Genomic DNA, 18,909 nt, shown 5'->3' on the forward strand with positions numbered 1-18,909 from the left:
CCATAATTCACAAAAGCCCCATCACCTGCGACCCACATAAAAAATCAGAAATCTGCGTCATCTGCGAAATCTGCGGACTTAATTCATATACCTTAACTCTGTTATCGACCCCTTCTCAACAGTTGTCAGAATGAGAAAATCGGAGTATCTTGGCAAAGGTCCGATTTGAGTCCGGGAGCCGACAGCGTTGAATTCGTTAATTGACCCCGATCGCACCTCACCCGACACCACAGATTTAGATGGCTGGTCTTTGGACGGGCGAGATCCAGAATTTATCCGTTCCCTCCAGCCCGTCCTGGGGTGGTTTTACGACAATTACTTTCACGTCCAAACGGACGGGTGGGAGAACGTCCCCGACTCCGGGCGGATGTTGATCGTCGGCTCCCACAATGGCGGGTTAGCCGCGCCGGATACCCATATGTGTATGTACGACTGGGTGCGCCGCTACGGCAGCGATCGCCCCATCTACGGCCTGATGCACCCCACCATTTGGAAAATCTCGTCTTCCGTTGCCCACCCGGCGGTCAAGTGCGGAGCCATTCAAGCCCACCCCCGGATCGCGATCGCGGCCTTGGAGCGGGATTTCCCGGTTCTGGTGTACCCCGGCGGCGGCGAGGACGTTTTCCGCCCCCACGTGATGAGGAATCAGATTTGCTTTGCGGGGCGGCGGGGATTCATCAAACTCGCCCTGCGGACCGGCTCCCCCATCGTCCCGGTGATTTCCTGCGGTGCCCACGACACCCTCATCGTCCTCACCGACTGTTACGAACAGGCGAAATGGTTGCACGAGCGGGGGATGCCCTGGTTGCTCGACCTCGATCCCGAAGTGTTCCCCATTTATTTGGGGCTGCCTTGGGGACTGAGCCTCGGCCCCCTGCCCAATTTTCCCCTGCCGGCGCCCATCCGCACCCGCGTCTGTCCCCCCATCCGGTTCGACCGCTACGGCCGCGACGCCGCCCGCGATCGCGATTACGTCGAGTCCTGTTACCGACAGGTCAAAACCCAGATGCAGCAAGCCCTCGATCGCCTCGTCTCCGCCGTTAGCGCCACTCACTCCGTGTAGGATGTGGGGGCAACCGTCCCCGGTTGCCCGTTAGAGAATGGGAAATCTCTATCTCCGAGAAGATTCAAATCGTTAAATCTTTATTAAAATTCGGAGCCAGTCCGGGCAAGAAAGATGCCAATAAAACTTTACAATTGGGGCTGAAATTCCCTTACAAAAGGCTTTTTACCGATCTGAAATCACCGGATCGCTGCGCTTTCACCCCGGGGATCAACGCCTTACCCCCCGGGAGAGATTGCAACTCCCATCAAATCCTGACATAATTGTTGGGGTGGGAACGCTCAAAATAGAGATCCTATTCTTGACAACCACTATCGGTGACATTTCCCCCGATCATGTTGCCAAACATTAAGTTGTTGCGACAGCCCGGGTGGGGGTAAATTGCCCCGAATTAACATCGTTAAAAAAAAGAATTTAAAATGTCTACCAAACAAATCATTCGCTGCCCCAACTGCGGTTCTCATGCCGAACGGTGTTACGACAATCGACTCATTCACACCCAATGTCACACCTGCGATTATCTCATGGTGACTTGCTCCAACACCGGCAAAGTCGTCGAAGCCTACGCCCCCGGCATTTATGCCCGGGAATTAATTAATCATTAATCATTAATAATTTGCGATGGGCAATTGGGAATTGGCAACCGACAATTGATCGTTATTAATGGTCAGTTCTTCCCGACCCCTTAAAAAGCGAATCGGGACCTTCAATTGTTAATTGTTAATTGTTTTATTTTTCCAGCTTTGACGCTGAGGATTTGACTGTGTTGCAACCACTGGGGATCGAAAGAGCCCAGGTGGGTGGTGGTGATCAGGGTTTGAAATCGTTCTTGGATGGCTTCGAGGAGTTGGTTTTGGCGGTTGGGGTCCAGTTCGGCCAAAACGTCATCCAACAGCAACAGCGGGGGTTCGCCGACGACGGCTTCGATGAGTTCCAGTTCCGCCAACTTGAGGGCCAAAACCAACGTCCGCTGCTGGCCCGCCGAGCCGTATTGGCGGGCCGGGGTTTTGTTGATGGTAAACGCCACATCGTCCCGGTGGGGGCCGACAAGGGTGATCCCCTGGTGCCGTTCGGCGATCGCGCGATCGGCGATTTTTTTCAGAAACTCCTGCCGCACCCGTTCGGGTTGCCAGCGGGAAAATTCAGGGTCCGGAATATCCCGGGAGCAAATATTGGGACAATAAGTAATATCCAGGGTTTCCGTGCTGCCGCTGATGGCGTGGTGCCACTTCCGAGCCAGGGGGACGAGCCGTTCCAAGACGCGATCGCGCCGCCGCACCACCCGGGAGCCCGTCACCGCCAGTTGAGCGTCCCAAACCGCCAACTCTTCCGGGGGCCTTTCCCCGCCCCGTCCCCGCTTCAACAGGGCGTTCCGCTGCTTCAACACCTGATGGTACTGCTGGAGGATGTAAGCGTAGACGGGTTCGAGCTGGATCAGGAGGCGATCGAGCCAATTTCGGCGCTCCTGGGGTCCGCCGCGCACCAATTCCAGATCGAGGCTCGAAAACTGCACCACGTTGAGGATGCTGAGGAAGTCCAGTTGCCGTCTCAGGGTTTGGCCGTTGAGGGCCACCGTCCGGCGACCCCGGCTCCGCAGGGTGAGGGAGAGGTCAAACTGTCCGCTGTCTCGGGCCAGGATCGCCGTCACCTGGGCGATCGCGCCATCGTCCGAAATCAGGTCGCGATCGCGGCTCACCCGGTGAGAGCGGAGGGTGGAGAGCAATTCCACCGCTTCGAGCAGATTCGATTTTCCTTGGGCGTTGTCGCCGACTAAAATGGTCTTGGGAGCATCGAACGCCACGTCTTGAGCTTCGTAGTTGCGAAACTGCCGGAGATGTAGCGTTTTCAGGTACATAGGGAAAGACGAAAAAAAGACCCGACCCCCCATTGTGTCATAAATCAGGGTGTGGGGATAATTGACAATTGACCATTGGCTCCCCCGCTCCTGCCCCCGAGTCCAGAAAAACTGTGCCGTGCTATCTTAGGGGTGACGTTCTGTCGGCACTGAAGGTATGGGAATTCTTGACATCACTTTTGAGGTTTCCGCCCGCCCAAACCCACCTTAAAAACCCGCTCTGGCGATCGATGCCCGAGTCCTTTCATTCTTCGGCAACAGTCCCCAAAACCGTCTCGCCGAGTTGACTCCAAAAAGCGGAAGACTTGAGATTCACTGATTTTCGGCAAACTGCATGAGAACGTGCCATATTTAATCCACGATCCCGATCAATCCCATCCCATCACCTATGAATTGAAGCGCGGTGTAAATACCATCGGGCGCAGTCGGGATAATAGTATCTGTATCACCGACGTGAGTTTGTCGCGCAAACACGCCACGATCGAAGTGACAGGAAACGGGGCAATTCTGACCGATCGCAACAGCAGCAACCACACCTTTGTCAACGACGTGCAAATCCACCGTTCTGAGTTGCAGGATGGGGACATGATCCGTTGCGGGAGGGTGGTGTTTAAATTTACGGTTTCTTCCAACACCTCCAGCAATATCTCGGCGGCAAAGCATTCTCCCGCGGCCGTCGTCACCCAGTTTTCTCCCCAGTCCGAAATCGTCGAAATGCAGGAGTTGCTCGAACCGGATCGGGGGAACCACTCCGTCCTCAACCTCCGCCAGGAAGACATCCACCTGCGGGCGGTGGACAAGCTGAAAATTCTGCTGGATGTCAGCAAACAATTGTCCTCCCCGGAAACGACCGACAAACTCCTCGATAAAATTCTGGATTTGCTGTTTAAAATTATGCGCGTCGATCGCGCCGCAATTTTATTGGTCAATCCCCAGGATGACACCCTCGAACAAAAGGCCGTTCGCTATCGCTCGGACGTTTTAGCCGACGAACATTTTTACAGCAAGCGAATTACCAACACCGTGTTCAAATCGGGCGACGCCATCCTCACTTCCGATGCCCACGTCGATGAGCGGTTCCAGGATTCCGAGTCCATCCTCTGCCAAGCCATCCACGCCTCGATTTGCGTTCCCCTCAAACCCCGGGAAAAAGTGATCGGGGTTTTGTACGTAGATAACTTGTCAATGTCCGACGTTTATTCTAATGAAGATGTCGAGTTTTTGAGTACGTTGGCAGCCCAGGCCGCCATCGCGATCGACAATGCGGAACTGCGCCACAAAATGCAAGAAGAAGCGGTGATGCGGGACAAGCTGGAGCGATTTTTCGCCCCCGCCGTCAGCCGGAAACTGCGGGAAGTCGGGCGGCTGGAAATTATCGAGGCGGAAGTGACGGCCCTATTTTCCGACATCACCCGCTTCACCCAGATGTCTTCCCGCATGGAACCCCGCCAGGTGATTTCCATGCTCAACGAATATTTTAGAGTCATGGTGGAAGACATTGTTTTTCCCTACGAAGGAACCTTGGAAAAATATATCGGAGATGCGTTGGTGGCCGTTTGGGGGGCCCCCTACGCCCGCAATGATGACGTCGATCGCGCCGTCCGCGCCGCCATCGATATGCAGTGGGCTGTCCGCCGCATGAACCAACGCTGGATGATGGAGTATTCGGAACCGCTGCAAATTCACATCGGCTTGAATACCGGACAGGTGGCGGCGGGAAATATCGGTTCCGACACCCTGATTCAATACGCCCACATCGGCGACACCATGAATGTCGCCAGCCGCATTTGCAGCGCCGCCAAAGCCGAAGAAATTATGATTTCTCAAAGTACCTACGACCGATTGAGCGATCGCAGTTTGCCCCTGGAAAAACTGCCCCCCGTCCGGGTGAAGGGAAAAGATGAACCTTTGCAACTCTACCGCCTGCACTGGGAAGAGGTGCACACGACGAAATTAACAATTAACAATTAATAATTGACAAGCGAGAGTGTTTCAGATTTGATCGGAAAAATCGCTTTCTTTCCTCCCCCTCTCCCTCCGCCTCCTCCGCCTCCCCAGCGCAATTTTTCGGGGGAGGCGACCCCACATCTGGGGGGCGGGTGCAAAATTGGTTCGCACAAACGGCACATCTGGCGTTATCTTGGTAAACCCCGTGTTGATGGAGACGCCGTGAATCACTTGATCGAATGGAACGCGAGCTGCGTTGACGAACAGCTCACCCGACTCAACGTCATTCCCCTGGAGGGCGATCGCCCCCTGGATTATCTGCTGTACGCCGATAGCCTCCCCCGCCGCAATGACGGCCGGGTGTGCGATCGCATCCTCAACCGCTACAGCCACGTCAATCAGGGGGGTTGGTGGTGTTCCGGGGTGAATGTTTTGACCGGACACGAGGATCTCTGGGGCTGTTTTAAACCCGCTGACCCCCGCATCAGCCGCGATCGCAACAAACCGATCAAATACGAACATCCCCCCCAAACCCCCACGGGAATCTTCGCCCTGCGGGTATCTGAGGACATCTGGAGGGCGATCGCGGGCCGCCACGGGTTGAGTCTTTCCCCGGAAGACATTCAAAGCGATCGCCCGGATTTGGGGTTCTGGGAGTGGGTTGTCAACCATCCCGAAGTCCCCCTGTGCGTCACGGAAGGGGCGAAAAAGGCCGGAGCCCTGCTGAGTGCCGGATACGCCGCCATCGCCCTGGCCGGCATCCACGGCGGTTATCGCACCCCCCGGGATGGCTGGGGCAACCGGACGGGCAAATCCCGTTTAATTCCCGAATTGCAGAAATTGGCGGTTCCCGGACGGGAAATGTGCATTATCTTCGATCGCGATACCAAACCCGCCACCGTCAAAGCCGTCGATGGGGCGATCGCTCAGATGGGCTCCCTCCTGAACCGGGCCGGATGTGCGGTCAAGGTAGCCACCTGGAATCCCAGTTTGGGCAAAGGGGTGGACGACCTGATCGCCAACTGCGGGGTATCGGCTTTAGAACAAGCCTACCAAAGCGCCCTCCCCTGGTCAAACTGGCGGGCGATGTCCTATTCCCGCCTGACCCACCCCGCCGATATCCACATCGAAAGCCGCTATCTCCCCGATGACCTGACGATTCCCGAAACCGCCCAGTTGGTGGGCATCAAATCCCCCAAGGGGACGGGAAAAACCCGTTTCTTGGAGGCGATCGTCAGACGGGCCCGCGATCGCTCTCAACGGGTGCTGGTGGTGGGCCACCGCGTCCGGTTGGTGGAGTCCCTGTGTCGGCGGTTCGGTTTAACTTACATGAAATCAGATGTCGGAACGGTGATTTCTCCCGGCGAGGGATATGGGTTGTGCATCGACTCCCTGCACCCCGGATCGGCGGTCCGCTTCGACCCCGATCGCTGGTCCGACGGTTTGGTTATTTTCGACGAAGTGGAACAGGTGTTTTGGCACGGGTTGAACTCCGAAACCTGCCAGAAATCGCGGGTGGCGATCCTGCGATCGCTCAAAACCCTGATCCAAAATGTACTGGGAGGAACCGGCCGGGTGGTGGTCGCCGACGCCGATCTCAGCGATACCGCGATCGACTATATCAAAGCATTATCGGGGGTTCCCCTGACACCGTTTATTGTCGAAAACCACTGGAAGCCCGAAGCAGAGGACGCCTGGACGGTCCGTCACTACGAAGGTCACACCCCTAAACAACTGGTCAAGGATTTGGAACGCCACATCGCCGCCGGGGGGCGTCCGTTCGTCTGCCTGTCCGCCCAAAAGTTGGCGAGTCAGTGGGGGACTCGCACCCTGGAAACCTATCTGAACGCCCAATTTCCCGATCGCAAAATTCTCCGTATCGACTCGGAATCTTTGGCCGACTCCACCCATCCCGCCCGGGGTTGCATGGATCGCCCAGAGGAGGTTTTGGGAGATTACGATATCGTTTTGGCTTCCCCTTGCATCGAAACGGGGGTCAGTATCGATTTGCGGGGACATTTTACCTCAGTTTGGGGCATCGCCCAGGGCATCCAGGCGGAAAACTCCGTCCGTCAGGCCTTGGGGCGGGTGCGGGAGAATCTGCCCCGTTATCTGTGGGTGGCTTCCCACGGGTTTAATCAGGTGGGGAATGGGGCGCTGTCCGTCGCCTCCCTGTTGACTTGTGGAAATCGCCTGACGCGGTTGAATGTGCGTTTGTTGCAGCAGTCGGATTTCGAGGGTTTGGACGATTTGGAAGTGGGGTTTCAGGCCGAGTCCCTGCTGTGTTGGGGGAAAATGGCGGTGCGGTTCAATGCGGGGATGATCCGCTACCGGGAGTCGGTGTTGGCGGGATTGGCTGCGGAGGGCCACCGATTGGCGGCGGTGTCTCCCACCGGGGAGGAAGGGGACTTGCAGGGGGCGGCGAAACCGAGTTTGGGGGAACTGATTGCGGCGGTGCGCGATCGCAACTATCGGAAGGACTGTTGGGCGATCGCATTGGCCCGGGAGATCGGCGATCGCGAATACCAGCTTTTGCAAAAACAGATGCTGAAAACCCCGGGTGAACGGCGGGAATTGCGAAAATTTGAGCTACAGTTGCGTTACGGCGTTTCGGTGACGGCGGATCTGGTGATGAAAGACGATCGCGGCTGGTACGACCAGTTGCGACTGCACTATTTTCTCACGGTCGGGCGCCCGTTTTTGGCGGGTCGGGATGCCGCGATCGCCCGCCAGTTGTTGGATCGGGGCGGGGGGGGTCTGTTTAGCCCGGATTTTAACCGATCGCAGTTGGGGGCGATCGTGGGAACGATGGAGTTATTGGGGATTCCGGTTTTGTTGCGGGATGAACGTCGGGAGTTGAAAAATATTGATCCCGATCTACAGAAGATGGCGACGATGGCATTGAGCGATCGCGCCGGGATCAAGTCGATTACGGGGATCGGGTTGGCGGCGCGATCGACGCCGATTATGGTTTTGCGGCGATTTCTGGATCAAATTGGCTATGGGTTGAAGTGCGATCGCTTGGAAAGTTACCGGAAAAAGCGATATCGCGTTTACCATCTCGTTACCCCCGATGACGGCCGGGAGGGGGTATTCCAACAGTGGTTGCAGTGGGAAGGGCAGTGTCCGGGGCGACGAACGGCGGACGGGGAAGCGGCGGCGAGTTCTGCGGCGGCGGAGTCCGAATACACCCAGCTCCGGTTGTCAGTGTAGGGGAGATCCGGAAGTCGCGGCGAGGATGAACGAAAAACACGCTTGGCTGGCCCTCCCCGCCGCCCCCCCCCTCGCGCCCCCCCGAACGCCACGGGGACTGGTACATTTGGAAAATCGAAAATATCTGGCTCGTCGCCCGCCCCTTGGGCGATCGCGTCGAATTGCAAACCCCCGTTTCCGACAAATACGAAGATTACCAAGCCCTGGTCGCCCACGGCGTCAAAACCGCCTGGATTACCGATGTTGCCCAACTCGAAGACTATCCCACCCTGGCGAAGTTGAAAAAGGGACTGGACCGGACGAAAATTGATGATCGGGGCTGGAATACCGATTTGTAAGGGGGGAGTAAGGGGGGAGCCATTGTGGCAACGCGAGAAATTTGTACGGGGACTTTGAATTAGAAAGTGTACCTCATTGACTTGAAAATTACTGTATTAATTGTTAATTGTTAATTATTGGGATGAACGTACCGAACCCCTCCGAACCCCCAGACCGCGATCGCCGGATGATGCGACACTCTCTGGACCTAGCCCGCCGCGGCCTGGGCAAAACCGCCCCCAATCCCCTGGTGGCCGGACGGGGCGAGGAGGTGATTGCCCCGGCTACCGCCCTTCGTGCGATCGGCTTTGCCGATGCCCTTCGCGCCATCGCGCACCGATCGCACCATACTGTTCTCGTCGAACTCACGTTCATTTAATTCCTCGGCAATGGAGGGAGAATAAACGCCGTGGCTTGACGAATGCTGGAAGCGCGTTCGACCTGGGGGACTTTTCCATCCGGACGGGCAACATATTGCTGACAAAACTCCGACAATTCCGCCGCCGAGTCGGTGGGGGAAAGGTTGCTGAATATGAATGTCAGCTTACCCGGTGCCGCCAGGGTTGTATTGCAGGAACGGCCGCAAGCCGCCATGCACCGCACGGGTTGCAGGTGAATGGCATCGGACAAGTTTTTTGCCTCCAATTCCCCTTCCAGGCGATCGATTAAATGCTGTCCGCCGGACAAACCGTCCCGGCTGTTTTCAGTCTCAGAAAATCGGCAGAGGGAACAGACAAATAAAGTGGCTTTTTCCATGATTGTATCACTCCTTAGCAGATCAGGTCAATTTGAAAAATTTTCATCTGGGAGAGGTCGGCATCTGAGATATAAAATTCCTCCCAGCACTTGCAGACCATCTCGTAGCCTTTTGGGGGCGCGATCGGCAGATTTCGCAGGTAGAGAAACGTCACCATCTGCCCGGATTCTAACAGCAAAATCGCGTCGGTTTCGGGATTGTAAACATCGATCGCCTGCAAAATGTGAGAATTGATGTGGTGGTGCTGGAGGATCGCCGTGTCGGGGACGACCAGCCAAGCATTCAAAAAAGGTGCCATGCGCGATCGCGGCACATAATTCGCCCGAAACGTTTCCCCCGTCATTCCCAAACGGGGATGGTTGAGGCTGCACACTACGGCTCCCTGCTCTCCAGCTAGATAGCCGACCCAGGCGTTATAACCGATGATCAAAAGATTGGTTTCCACGAAGGCTTGTCGCCAGTTTTCTCGGAATTCAGATATTGTCATTTTAATTTCTTTTCGATCTGCTTTCGAGTCTCGACGGGTGGGGCAGTTCCCACGGGAATCCTGCCCCAGTTGCGGACGATGAAATTAGGAATCTTGAGACGGTGAATCCGTCTCAGATGACAATTCTTGGCGGAGAATTCGGGTCGCTTCCACCATATTTTTCAAAGCCGGAATCACTTCTTCCCAGTGGCGAGTTTTCAACCCGCAATCGGGATTCACCCAAATTTGCTCCGTGGGGAGGTTGGCGATGCCAGATTTCAACTGTTGCACCACCTGCTCAGTCGGGGGAACTATGGGAGAATGAACGTCGTAAACTCCGTTGCCAATTTGATGGGAATAGCCCGCTTCCGTCACCTCTTTTAACGTGCGGTTATTGCTGCGACTATTTTCGATGGAAATCACGTCCGCATCCAGATTCTCGATGTCGCGGATAATGTCGCCAAATTCGCTATAGCACATATGGGTGTGAACCTGGGTTTGGGGTCGGGCGATCGCCGTTGACAGGCGAAAAGCATCCACCGCCCAGGTCAGATACTCGCTCCAGCGTTCCGTCTTCAGGGGCAATCCTTCCCGCAGGGCGGGTTCGTCCACCTGGACGATCTGGGCCCCCGCAGCTTCCAAATCGGCCACTTCTTCCCGCAACGCCAGGGCGATCTGAAACGCCTGATCCCGCCGGGAAATATCGGCGCGGGGGAAGGACCAGTTGATGATTGTCACCGGCCCGGTGAGCATCCCCTTCATCGGCTTTTCAGTCAGGGATTGGGCGACTTTGTATTCCCGCACGGTCATCGGGTGGGGGCGCGAGACATCCCCGTAAATGATGGGGGGACGCACGCAGCGGCTGCCGTAACTTTGCACCCAGCCATGCACGGTGAAGGCGAACCCTTCGAGTTGCTGCCCGAAATATTCCACCATGTCGGTGCGCTCGAATTCCCCGTGTACCAGGACATCCAGCCCGATCGCCTCCTGGATTTTGATGCACTCGGCGATCTGGGCGTCGATCGCGGCCCGGTACTCGGTTTCGCTCAACTCGCCCCGCTTGTACTTCACCCGCAGTTGTCGCACCTCCTGGGTTTGGGGAAATGAGCCGATGGTGGTGGTGGGCAGGGGGGGCAGTTGCACCTGTTTGGACAGTCGCAGGGAATAGGAGGGCGATCGCTGAAAATCAGATTCTGTCAGGCTATTCAATTGTTCCCACACACCAGAATTGATGGGGTTGAATTCCTCGAAAATCGCCCACAGTTTTTGAGAATCGTTCAAGTGACGGTGGCGGGCGTCGTCCTCGGCAAGAGAACGGGCCAAAAGTGCCACTTCATCCAGCTTTTGTTCGGCAAAGCTGAGGACATTTCGCAGGGGTTCGGGCAGTTCCTTTTCCAGAGCTGCATCGTAGGGGACAAATTGCAGGGATGCCGAGGGGTGCAAGCTGAAATTCGACGTGACACTTTGAATGGTTTCCAAGGTGGAAAGGGTCGTTTCCAACCGCAATTTCCAAATGTTGCGGGCATCGACAATTCCCACCCCCAGGCGTTTGTCTGCCGGGAAACCGTGCTGTTTGAGCCAATCCAAATTCCGCCCCCTGGTGAAGTCGAGGCTGATGGCAGAAACCGGCAGTTGCGTCACCCAGGAATAGGTGGTTCCCAAGTCGTCGAAATAAGTGACCAAGTGAATGGGCAATCCCACGGCAGCGAAGGCGGCGTAGGTGGAGGCGGTGGCGGTTTTGAAGGTTTCCGCATCTCCGAACACCAGGGCGGGTTCGTGGATTTGAACTTCGGAAACCCCCGCGTTTTTCAGTTCTTCGAGTAAGGTGACATAGCGATCGCGCAGTTGGCCGACGGCATCATCGAAGCCGAGATCCACGCGACTCAAACGCAGCAGGGTCAGCGGCCCCAACACGATCGGCACGGCGCGATCGCCGAGTACGGTTTGGGCGCGTTCCACGGTCGCTAAAAAGTCGCTGAAGTCTTGGGTGTGCAGGGTTCCGTCCAGTTCCGGGACGAGGTAGTGATAGTTGGTGTCGAACCACTTGGTCATCTCCAGGGCCGGAATCCCGTCTTTGCCCCGGGCCATCGCAAAGTAGCGATCGATGCCGGATAAGTGGCGGAAGCGATCGGGAATGATGCCCAGCCGCACGCTCCAATCTAACACCAGGTCGTAGAGGCTGCCGTCGCCGATGCCGATGCGATCGATTCCGGCTTCCAACTGGGTTTTCCAGTTCGAGGTTTCCACTTCCCGCAGGATTTGCAGCAGGGTTTCCTCGTCGGATTTTCCGCCCCAAAAGGCTTCCAGGGCTTTTTTAACTTCCCGTTTTTTTCCGATCCGGGGATAGCCCAAGGTTTCTGTTTGAATCGTCACGGTCAATTTCTCCTAATTTAATAACGTCAAAGTTGGCAATAAAAAACTGGGTGGAATTTCCACCTTCTGGAACCGGGTTCAAAGTCACTCTCAAATCGGGCAAAGTTTACCCCGTCGCTGGAAACGTCCACATAGGCGAGTTCGCCGAAGATGCCGCCCCGGTTATTGAAGCCATTTTCAAACACGGCAAAATCGGCTCCGGCACCATTGCGAATTCCCGAATCGAAGGAAAAGGTAATTTCACCCGGAGGTATTCCGGCATCGATTCGATCGCTGTCAAGATCGCCGAGGGAGACGATGTTGACCGACTCGCCTGTAACCGGCCCCAGGGCGTTTTCTGGGGTTTGCCATCGGGCTTCGACACCGGGGGCGGGCTGATAATTTTCCACTCCGGTTGCCCAGCCGACAAAAATCGGGTTGAGGGTATTGTTGGGGGTGACTTTTCCCGCCCCGTCGGAGCCCGTAAATCCGGGGATAGCCGAATCAATTTTTCCGGGATCTTCGGTCGATCCGGAATAGATTTCCAGCGGTTCGATCGCGGTGGTGAAATTGCTGAAGGATAAATCGTCGGCGTCGATACCGGGCAAAATTGCCAGAAAATGGCCGGTGAGCAAATCACTGATAATGGTGCTGTCGGCCAATTCTTCCCGGCCTTGACTGACGAATAGTTCTCCGAAGTTCAGACCGGGTTCCAGGGTGATGACATCTTCACCGGGGGTAAAGTCGGCGATGGTGTCGGCATCGGATTCCGAACGCCCTCCCGTCGTCACGGTGGCACTCCGGCGTCCGATGACAAATCGGTCTTGCCCCGCACCGCCCGTTAAGGTATCACTGCCCAAGTCTCCATAGAGAACGTCATTGCCGAAGTCGCCGGAAATGATGTCATTTCCACTGCCTCCGTGCAGAATATCATTGCCTCCAAGGCCTGCGATCGAGTCGTTACCCTGATTTCCTTTGATAGTGTCCGATTCCTGGGAACCGACAAGCGTATCGTTTGCCGCCGTCCCGATGATGAGATTGCTCATGTTTGGTCTTTGTTGATCTGAATTTTTTTTCAGCACGAAATCACCCCACGAGCCGATCAATATGACTCGTCAGGAAGTCACCCGTATTGTGACCGCAGCAAATGTCAGACTGGCATCACACCAACCCGCATTTTTGGCGATTAATTAAAAGTGCGATACTCGCCCCATCAACCTATCTACAGCCCTGTGAAAGCATTGGAAAAATATCTAGCCCCCAAACCCCCAATTCTGGGGGCTCTGAGCCGACAAATTTCACGAATCATTTCACACTGCTATAGGCTATCGCTACACTGTCACGGATCGCACCCGAGTTTTGTCTTTCAATTCTCAGGCTCAAAGTCTCCCCCGTCGGGTTCGTAGAAAATTGGCGCGGGAGTTTCGTCGAGGACTCGCCCCTTAGATTTGGATTTTGAACAGACTGAATGGACCATCATCCGTACCTCGCAGATGTTGCAGAACATGGACTTTCCATCGGCGGGCATCCTGACTTGGAGGTGCGAAACCTCCTTCACAGTTGCGGGACAGCGGCAGATTCTCACTGCACTTTCCCCGTTTCCTCTGGCGGCTGATCCCCGCCAGAACCGATAGTTCTGCCTAGCATACCACAAAAATGCGCGATCGGTCAGTTTGAAAAATAGGGAGTAGAATCTTCGATCGCCCCTCCGTCCCTGTACCCTACTCGCGGCGCCATATCAACCTTGGGCATCGACAGGCGGATAGAGATGGCGGGTGACTTTTTTACCGCCGATCAGGTGTTCTCGGACAATTTCCCCGGCCACTTCTGGGGTGACGCGGGTGTACCAAGTGCGATCGCCGGAGTAGAATACTACCGGGCCGAGTTTGCACACTTCCAAACAACCGGCACTCATTACTGTCACATCGGCTTCGGTTTCTTCCACTGCTTTTTGAAGGGCATCATAAATCGGTTGCCATCGGCGAGAAGGATAGCAGCGACTCGACCGACACACGGAAATATAAGGACGTTTAAGAGGGTTGCGATCGTAGGGGATGGGGCGATCGCCCAACACATAAATCTGGCGTAATTCTTCGTACAAACTCAGCTTTTTAGACAGGGTGGCGGTGTAGGTGCGCCAGAGACAGAAATTGTACCCGATCGCGATCGCTCCACCCCAAATAATTGGCTTCACGAACAGCCGCAAAACGAGCGTCGGCTCCATAAAATGCCCATCGCTGATGAAAAAATAGGCGAATAAAATCAGTCCTTGATAGAGGAGAAACCCCCCCACCAGGGCGATCGCGCTCCACAGCCCATGTCCGACCCAGGTGGACTGGCTGAAGGGGGGTCGCCAACTCGCCAACAGTACCACCAATAGCGTTCCGACACCCATCAGCGCCCCCCAGGTGAAGGCAACACCCGTGAGGGGATACCCGCGCCATCCGAAGCCGATCGCCTGGTTGATCAACCAAATTGCCCCGGCAACTGCGATCGCCCTCTGGCGGGTCAACATCACCCCGCTCATGGCCGCAAACGCCACCAGGGGGACGTGGGGATAGATGGCGTTACTGGCCGCACCGACGGCTAACAGGGAAAAGGGGATCGGGCGACCGTCGGCGAGCGATCGCCAGGCTCGGACAAAGCTCTGGGTCTGGATGTGCACCTTTTGATAGATCCTCACTCGTTGCATCTCGATCTTACAGCAGTGTCGCGATCGGCCCGAATCGCCCTATATTGGCGGATGAAACCCATCCCGTCCCAGCCCGCACCGCCCCCCAGAATTCAAGTAACGGGGAACGGCGCAGCCTCGCCGACTGGCCGGTTCTGGAGAGTCCCTATATCAATTTGGCGGTCTACGATGGCATCCTGAAGGTGAACAATCCCCTCGTCGGCGCTTGGCAGTTGCAAACCACCCTGCGGGGGCCCCACTGGACCGTCTCGAACCCCGTCGCCCGATAATTAATAATTAATAATTAACAATTAATAATTAATTATTAAGATGACCCAAACGAATCTTCCCGATTTCCCAGACCGCGATCGCCGGATGATGCGGCACTCTCTGGACCTGGCCCGCCGCGGCCTGGGCAAAACCGCCCCCAATCCCCTGGTGGGCTGTGTCATTGTCGATGAAGATGAAATCGTCGGCGAGGGATTTCACCCCGGCGCCGGACAACCCCACGCCGAAGTCTTCGCCCTCCGGGAGGCCGGAGAACGGGCCCGGGGCGCGACGGTTTACGTCAACCTGGAACCCTGCAACCATTACGGGCGCACCCCCCCCTGTACGGAGGCTCTGATCGAGGCGGGAGTCGCCAAGGTGGTGGCGGGGATGGTCGATCCCAATCCCCTGGTGGCCGGACGCGGCATCGAACGGCTGCGGGGGGCGGGTATCGAGGTGGTGGCGGGGGTGGAAGAGGAGGACTGCCGACAACTCAACGAGGCTTTCATCCACCGGATTCTGCACCGCGAGCCCTTCGGCATCCTCAAATACGCCATGACCTTGGATGGTAAAATCGCGACCGATACGGGACACAGCGCTTGGGTGACGGGGCCGGACGCCCGCCGGGAAGTGCACCGCCTGCGGGTCGCCTGCGATGCGGTGGTGGTGGGGGGAAATACGGTGCGGCGGGATAATCCTCATTTAACTACCCACGGCCAGGGGGAACCGAATCCCCTGCGGGCGGTGATGAGTCGGACTTTGGATTTGCCGTGGGAGGCGCGGCTGTGGGACACTTCGGAAGCCCCCACGGTGGTGTTTGCCGAGGCGGGACGCCGTCCGGATTTTCGGGCGCACCTGGAGAAACAGGGGGTAGAGGTGGTGGAGTTTTCGCCGCTCACCCCCGCCCAAGTTATGGCATATTTCTATGAGCGTCAATTTTTGTCGGTCTTGTGGGAATGCGGGGGGCGGTTGGCCGCCGAAGCGATCGCCCGGGGCGCGGTTCACAAAATTTGGGCGTTTATTGCCCCTAAAATTATTGGTGGACGGACGGCACCTTCCCCCGTCGGGGATTTGGGCCTGACCCGGATGACTGAGGCCCTAGCCTTGGAACGGGTGACGCTGCGATCGCTCGGCCCGGATTACCTGATCGAGGGCTATTTGGGCGATCGCGGCGGCTCGAACATCGACCTTGAGATGCCATGAACGAGGTTATTATTTACAGCTTGATGGTCAGCAGCCTGGGCTTGGAAGCCGTTCTGGCGGGAAGCTGGATCTGCGCCACACAAGCCGAAGCGGAACGAGAACAGGAAGAGGAGGAGGACATTTTGACCCGCTACGATTCGGAAAATCCCCAGACGAAGACCGCGCGATCGTCTCAACCCAACGGCCATTCCCCCAGTAACCCGGAGTGGGAATATAAAATTGTCCGCGCCCAGCGGGACTTATTTCGCAACCCGAAGATTTTCGAGCAACTGTGCAAAGAAGAGGCGATCGCGGGTTGGGTGATGGTGGAAAAACTCGACGATCGCCGGGTGCGGTTCCGCCGCCCGACGGACTCTCAATTGCCCTCGGAAACCCCTCCCCCCATCGACCCCTACCGCTGTTCTTACGGCTCCGGTTTCGACCCCACCGCTTGGCTGGCGGGGTTCGCGTTTTTGGTGGCGATCGTCCTCCCGGCCTATTTGGGATACGCTTTGGTTTCGAGTACCCTCAACCGCATCCCCCAGGATGTGCCGCGGCTTCCCCCAATGGAAGAGAGGGAGTAGGGAATAGGGAGTAGGGAGTCGGGAAATTTTTTGATTCCCTATTTTCTTTTCTTACTCTGAAATAGGGGGTTGATAATAGCTGAGATTTGAGTGATTTTAAGTCCACAGATTACGCAGATTACGCAGATTTTAGTTGATTTTATTCACCGATTATACAGATAACACAGATTTGGGTTCGTTGTGGGGTGCGTTCCCCGTGATCTATTATTGCTTAAATTAATGGGTAATATAGCAACGATCGCTGGCGTGGTAACACGCCGGGAATGATCAATCTCTCGACTCCCTACTCCCTTTTATAGTAACCCACCATTTCCTTTTTACAGTTAATCTCTCTGTGTCCTCTGTGCCTCTGTGGTTAATTTAAAAGAACAAGAATAAAATCGGCTACAACATCAGGCATTTTCAACGATCGCTCCTCCTCACCGGCAAGATGCCCGTGCTACATGGTTCCCCACGCCCTCCAGAACACATAAACTGATAGCAACGCCAGCAAGGTTCGGAATGCCAAACTGACGACGCGATCGGGTAGTTTGGGTAAAAATCGGGTGCTGATTTGGGCGCCCACCAAACCTCCCAAACCCAGGAGAATTCCGGGAATCCAGAGGACGTTTCCCCGCAAAGCGTGCCCGAAACAGGCGGAAATGGCGGTAATGACAATCACGCCGAGGCTGGTTTGGATCGCGACTTTTATCGTTTCTCCCAATAGTAAAATTTGCAGGGGCACCATGATCACGCCGCCGCCGACGCCGAACAATCCGGCGAGGAGTCCGGCGAGACTGCCGGTTACAATGCGGGCGAAAGTTGGGTTCATCGAATTGGTTTCGGGGGCGATATCCTCGTTTTGTTCTTCCCGGAGTCGCCGTTTGGCGGTGACTTGTTTGCGGACTTGTACCAAATAGATATTTAGCAGCAGCAAACATCCGAAAGCGACCAATAGCCAAAAGGCGGGTAATAAGTCGGCGAAATAGGCGCCGATTTGGGCGGTGATGAGGGCGGGAAATCCGATGCCGAGAACCCGATCCGGGCTGAGGACGCCCATCCGCCAGTTTTGGACGCTGCCGGAAATGGCGGTGATGACGATCGATAAAGTGCTGGTGGCGACGGATTGGATGGGGGTGTTGCCGAGGGTTAAAAGCAGGGGCACGAGGACGGTTCCCCCGCCAATTCCCAAAAATCCGGCGAGGATTCCCGCGAAGAGTCCGGCGCCGGCGAGGATGAGGAGTTGGAGGGGGGAAAATAAGTCGAAATTCATCGGTTGGGGAGGAGTTGAAATGTGTCGGGAAGCATGGATTTGGCGATCGCACCGTGGACGCCTTTTTGGGGGCTATTGACGACCTGGGTGATGCGGAAATCGACCGCTAAAGAACAGAGGACGTAGGCATCTTCTGGGGTGATATTGAGCGATCGCTCCAAAAGGGCGATCGTCCCGTTCAAAGCGGACTCGAAGGCTTCGTCCAGCGTCTCGCCGAAACCCATCGTGATGATATCAGTTGACGTTTCTGCTAGGGGTGCGTCCAGGGTCCAATTTTTGTGCAAAATCAGTTGGATTGTCCCGTTCATGGAGGTTTCGATCGCCGTCGTGTTCACCTCCCCGGCCCCCTGGGCGGCGTGTCCGTCCCCGATGGAAAATAGGGCACCGGGGACGAAAACGGGGAGGAAAATGCGGGAACCGGGTTGCAATTCCGGGTTGTCAATATTGCCGCCGTAGATGCCGGGGGGGATGGAGGAGCGATCGCGTTCTGCGGTGGCCACGCCCAAAATGCCGAAAAAGGGGCGGAGGGGGATTTCGACGCCGCTTCCGGGGGGAAATTCGGTGACGTTGCGGTTAAGATCGAGGTCGATAAACCGCAGTTTGGGGTCGGAAAATCGCTCCGGCAGGGCGCCCCAGCCGGTCCGGATGGCGTTGAAGCCGACGGCGAGGCGGGGGGAAATGGACTCCAGGCGGACTTCCAAAACGTCTCCGGGTTGGGCGGTTTCGACGACAATCGGCCCGGTGAGGAGGTGGGGCCCGGGTCCGACGATGCGATCGCGGGACAGGGTTTGGCACAGTTGCACGAATTCTGGCGTCAGGAACCCTTCCGGGGCACCATCATAGAGATAATATCCGGTGTAGGTTTCGACCTCGATGCGATCGCCGGATTTGACGGACAGGGCGGGTGGGAGGCGATCGGAAAAGCCCCCCAAATGGGTGGTGGCGGCGGTGGCCTTCAGGCGGTGGTTGACCATATCTCTGG

At 56.3% G+C, this 18,909-nt stretch carries 17 protein-coding genes and 1 riboswitch; of the genes, 9 read left to right on the top strand and 8 right to left on the bottom strand.

Going from position 1 to position 18,909, the window contains the following annotated elements:
• Positions 1 to 187 precede the first annotated feature (187 nt).
• Positions 188 to 1,063 (top strand): lysophospholipid acyltransferase family protein, encoded by an 876-nt coding sequence (locus tag AC0QHF_RS17775; RefSeq protein WP_324705572.1) that lies wholly within the window; start codon positions 188 to 190, stop codon positions 1,061 to 1,063.
• Positions 1,064 to 1,482: 419 nt separating this feature from the next.
• Positions 1,483 to 1,668 (top strand): hypothetical protein, encoded by a 186-nt coding sequence (locus AC0QHF_RS17780; RefSeq protein ID WP_324705573.1) that lies wholly within the window; start codon positions 1,483 to 1,485, stop codon positions 1,666 to 1,668.
• A gap of 101 nt (positions 1,669 to 1,769) precedes the next feature.
• Here the strand turns inward: AC0QHF_RS17780 and recF are convergent, their stop codons facing one another.
• A complete protein-coding gene (gene recF, locus AC0QHF_RS17785; RefSeq protein WP_324705574.1) occupies positions 1,770 to 2,918 on the bottom strand; it encodes a DNA replication/repair protein RecF in 1,149 nt (382 codons plus the stop codon).
• A gap of 342 nt (positions 2,919 to 3,260) precedes the next feature.
• Here recF and AC0QHF_RS17790 point away from each other — a divergent pair, with 342 nt between their 5' ends.
• The 4 genes from AC0QHF_RS17790 to AC0QHF_RS17805 all read left to right on the top strand — a co-directional run bounded on the left by AC0QHF_RS17790 (position 3,261) and on the right by AC0QHF_RS17805 (position 8,775).
• Entirely contained in the window at positions 3,261 to 4,889 is a 1,629-nt protein-coding gene (locus tag AC0QHF_RS17790; protein WP_324705575.1) for an adenylate/guanylate cyclase domain-containing protein, read from the top strand.
• Positions 4,890 to 5,087: 198 nt separating this feature from the next.
• Complete coding sequence (locus tag AC0QHF_RS17795; RefSeq protein WP_324705576.1) at positions 5,088 to 8,078, top strand: plasmid replication protein, CyRepA1 family; 2,991 nt, start codon at positions 5,088 to 5,090, stop codon at positions 8,076 to 8,078.
• A gap of 143 nt (positions 8,079 to 8,221) precedes the next feature.
• Positions 8,222 to 8,416: a hypothetical protein gene (locus tag AC0QHF_RS17800; protein ID WP_324705577.1), complete on the top strand. Its 195-nt coding sequence runs from the start codon at positions 8,222 to 8,224 to the stop codon at positions 8,414 to 8,416.
• A gap of 122 nt (positions 8,417 to 8,538) precedes the next feature.
• Positions 8,539 to 8,775: a hypothetical protein gene (locus AC0QHF_RS17805; RefSeq protein WP_324705578.1), complete on the top strand. Its 237-nt coding sequence runs from the start codon at positions 8,539 to 8,541 to the stop codon at positions 8,773 to 8,775.
• Here the strand turns inward: AC0QHF_RS17805 and AC0QHF_RS17810 are convergent.
• From AC0QHF_RS17810 to AC0QHF_RS17830, 5 genes are all read right to left on the bottom strand, one after another.
• Entirely contained in the window at positions 8,772 to 9,152 is a 381-nt protein-coding gene (locus tag AC0QHF_RS17810) for a DUF1636 domain-containing protein (protein WP_324705579.1), read from the bottom strand. The genes AC0QHF_RS17805 and AC0QHF_RS17810 overlap by 4 nt on opposite strands.
• 14 nt (positions 9,153 to 9,166) lie before the next feature.
• Positions 9,167 to 9,640, bottom strand: coding sequence for a hypothetical protein (locus AC0QHF_RS17815; protein WP_324705580.1), 474 nt, complete (start codon positions 9,638 to 9,640; stop codon positions 9,167 to 9,169).
• Positions 9,641 to 9,724: 84 nt separating this feature from the next.
• Positions 9,725 to 11,992, bottom strand: coding sequence for a 5-methyltetrahydropteroyltriglutamate--homocysteine S-methyltransferase (gene metE, locus AC0QHF_RS17820; protein ID WP_324705581.1), 2,268 nt, complete (start codon positions 11,990 to 11,992; stop codon positions 9,725 to 9,727).
• 26 nt (positions 11,993 to 12,018) lie between these two features.
• Entirely contained in the window at positions 12,019 to 13,017 is a 999-nt protein-coding gene (locus tag AC0QHF_RS17825; protein ID WP_324705582.1) for a hypothetical protein, read from the bottom strand.
• 456 nt (positions 13,018 to 13,473) lie between these two features.
• Positions 13,474 to 13,618: riboswitch (cobalamin riboswitch) on the bottom strand.
• Positions 13,619 to 13,709: 91 nt separating this feature from the next.
• Complete coding sequence (locus tag AC0QHF_RS17830; RefSeq protein WP_324705583.1) at positions 13,710 to 14,663, bottom strand: (2Fe-2S) ferredoxin domain-containing protein; 954 nt, start codon at positions 14,661 to 14,663, stop codon at positions 13,710 to 13,712.
• Positions 14,664 to 14,707: 44 nt separating this feature from the next.
• On the opposite strand from AC0QHF_RS17830, the gene AC0QHF_RS17835 reads away from it, so the two are divergent.
• The 3 genes from AC0QHF_RS17835 to AC0QHF_RS17845 are packed head-to-tail and all read left to right on the top strand — an operon-like array spanning position 14,708 to position 16,675.
• Positions 14,708 to 14,932, top strand: coding sequence for a hypothetical protein (locus AC0QHF_RS17835; RefSeq protein WP_324705584.1), 225 nt, complete (start codon positions 14,708 to 14,710; stop codon positions 14,930 to 14,932).
• Positions 14,933 to 14,972: 40 nt separating this feature from the next.
• A complete protein-coding gene (ribD, locus tag AC0QHF_RS17840; RefSeq protein WP_324705585.1) occupies positions 14,973 to 16,112 on the top strand; it encodes a bifunctional diaminohydroxyphosphoribosylaminopyrimidine deaminase/5-amino-6-(5-phosphoribosylamino)uracil reductase RibD in 1,140 nt (379 codons plus the stop codon).
• Positions 16,109 to 16,675: a hypothetical protein gene (locus AC0QHF_RS17845; protein WP_324705586.1), complete on the top strand. Its 567-nt coding sequence runs from the start codon at positions 16,109 to 16,111 to the stop codon at positions 16,673 to 16,675. Before ribD ends, AC0QHF_RS17845 begins: the two co-directional genes overlap by 4 nt.
• A gap of 439 nt (positions 16,676 to 17,114) precedes the next feature.
• Here the strand turns inward: AC0QHF_RS17845 and AC0QHF_RS17850 are convergent, their stop codons facing one another.
• The gene (locus AC0QHF_RS17850; protein ID WP_324705587.1) at positions 17,115 to 17,927 is read right to left on the bottom strand and encodes a sulfite exporter TauE/SafE family protein; all 813 of its coding nucleotides are present in this window, start codon (positions 17,925 to 17,927) and stop codon (positions 17,115 to 17,117) included.
• Positions 17,924 to 18,901 (bottom strand): acetamidase/formamidase family protein, encoded by a 978-nt coding sequence (locus AC0QHF_RS17855; protein WP_324705588.1) that lies wholly within the window; start codon positions 18,899 to 18,901, stop codon positions 17,924 to 17,926. The genes AC0QHF_RS17850 and AC0QHF_RS17855 overlap by 4 nt, the downstream gene beginning before the upstream one ends.
• Positions 18,902 to 18,909 lie beyond the last annotated feature (8 nt).

It is taken from the genome of Lyngbya sp. CCY1209 (genome assembly GCF_055795065.1).

What these genes read in the sequence shown, in the direction of transcription:
- AC0QHF_RS17780 (WP_324705573.1), top strand. Translation starts at nt 1,483, where the DNA reads ATGTCTACCAAACAAATCATTCGCTGCCCCAACTGCGGTTCTCATGCC.
- recF (WP_324705574.1), bottom strand. Translation starts at nt 2,918, where the DNA reads ATGTACCTGAAAACGCTACATCTCCGGCAGTTTCGCAACTACGAAGCT.
- AC0QHF_RS17805 (WP_324705578.1), top strand. Translation starts at nt 8,539, where the DNA reads ATGAACGTACCGAACCCCTCCGAACCCCCAGACCGCGATCGCCGGATG.
- AC0QHF_RS17810 (WP_324705579.1), bottom strand. Translation starts at nt 9,152, where the DNA reads ATGGAAAAAGCCACTTTATTTGTCTGTTCCCTCTGCCGATTTTCTGAG.
- AC0QHF_RS17815 (WP_324705580.1), bottom strand. Translation starts at nt 9,640, where the DNA reads ATGACAATATCTGAATTCCGAGAAAACTGGCGACAAGCCTTCGTGGAA.
- AC0QHF_RS17825 (WP_324705582.1), bottom strand. Translation starts at nt 13,017, where the DNA reads ATGAGCAATCTCATCATCGGGACGGCGGCAAACGATACGCTTGTCGGT.
- AC0QHF_RS17830 (WP_324705583.1), bottom strand. Translation starts at nt 14,663, where the DNA reads ATGCAACGAGTGAGGATCTATCAAAAGGTGCACATCCAGACCCAGAGC.
- ribD (WP_324705585.1), top strand. Translation starts at nt 14,973, where the DNA reads ATGACCCAAACGAATCTTCCCGATTTCCCAGACCGCGATCGCCGGATG.
- AC0QHF_RS17845 (WP_324705586.1), top strand. Translation starts at nt 16,109, where the DNA reads ATGAACGAGGTTATTATTTACAGCTTGATGGTCAGCAGCCTGGGCTTG.
- AC0QHF_RS17850 (WP_324705587.1), bottom strand. Translation starts at nt 17,927, where the DNA reads ATGAATTTCGACTTATTTTCCCCCCTCCAACTCCTCATCCTCGCCGGC.
- AC0QHF_RS17855 (WP_324705588.1), bottom strand. Translation starts at nt 18,901, where the DNA reads ATGGTCAACCACCGCCTGAAGGCCACCGCCGCCACCACCCATTTGGGG.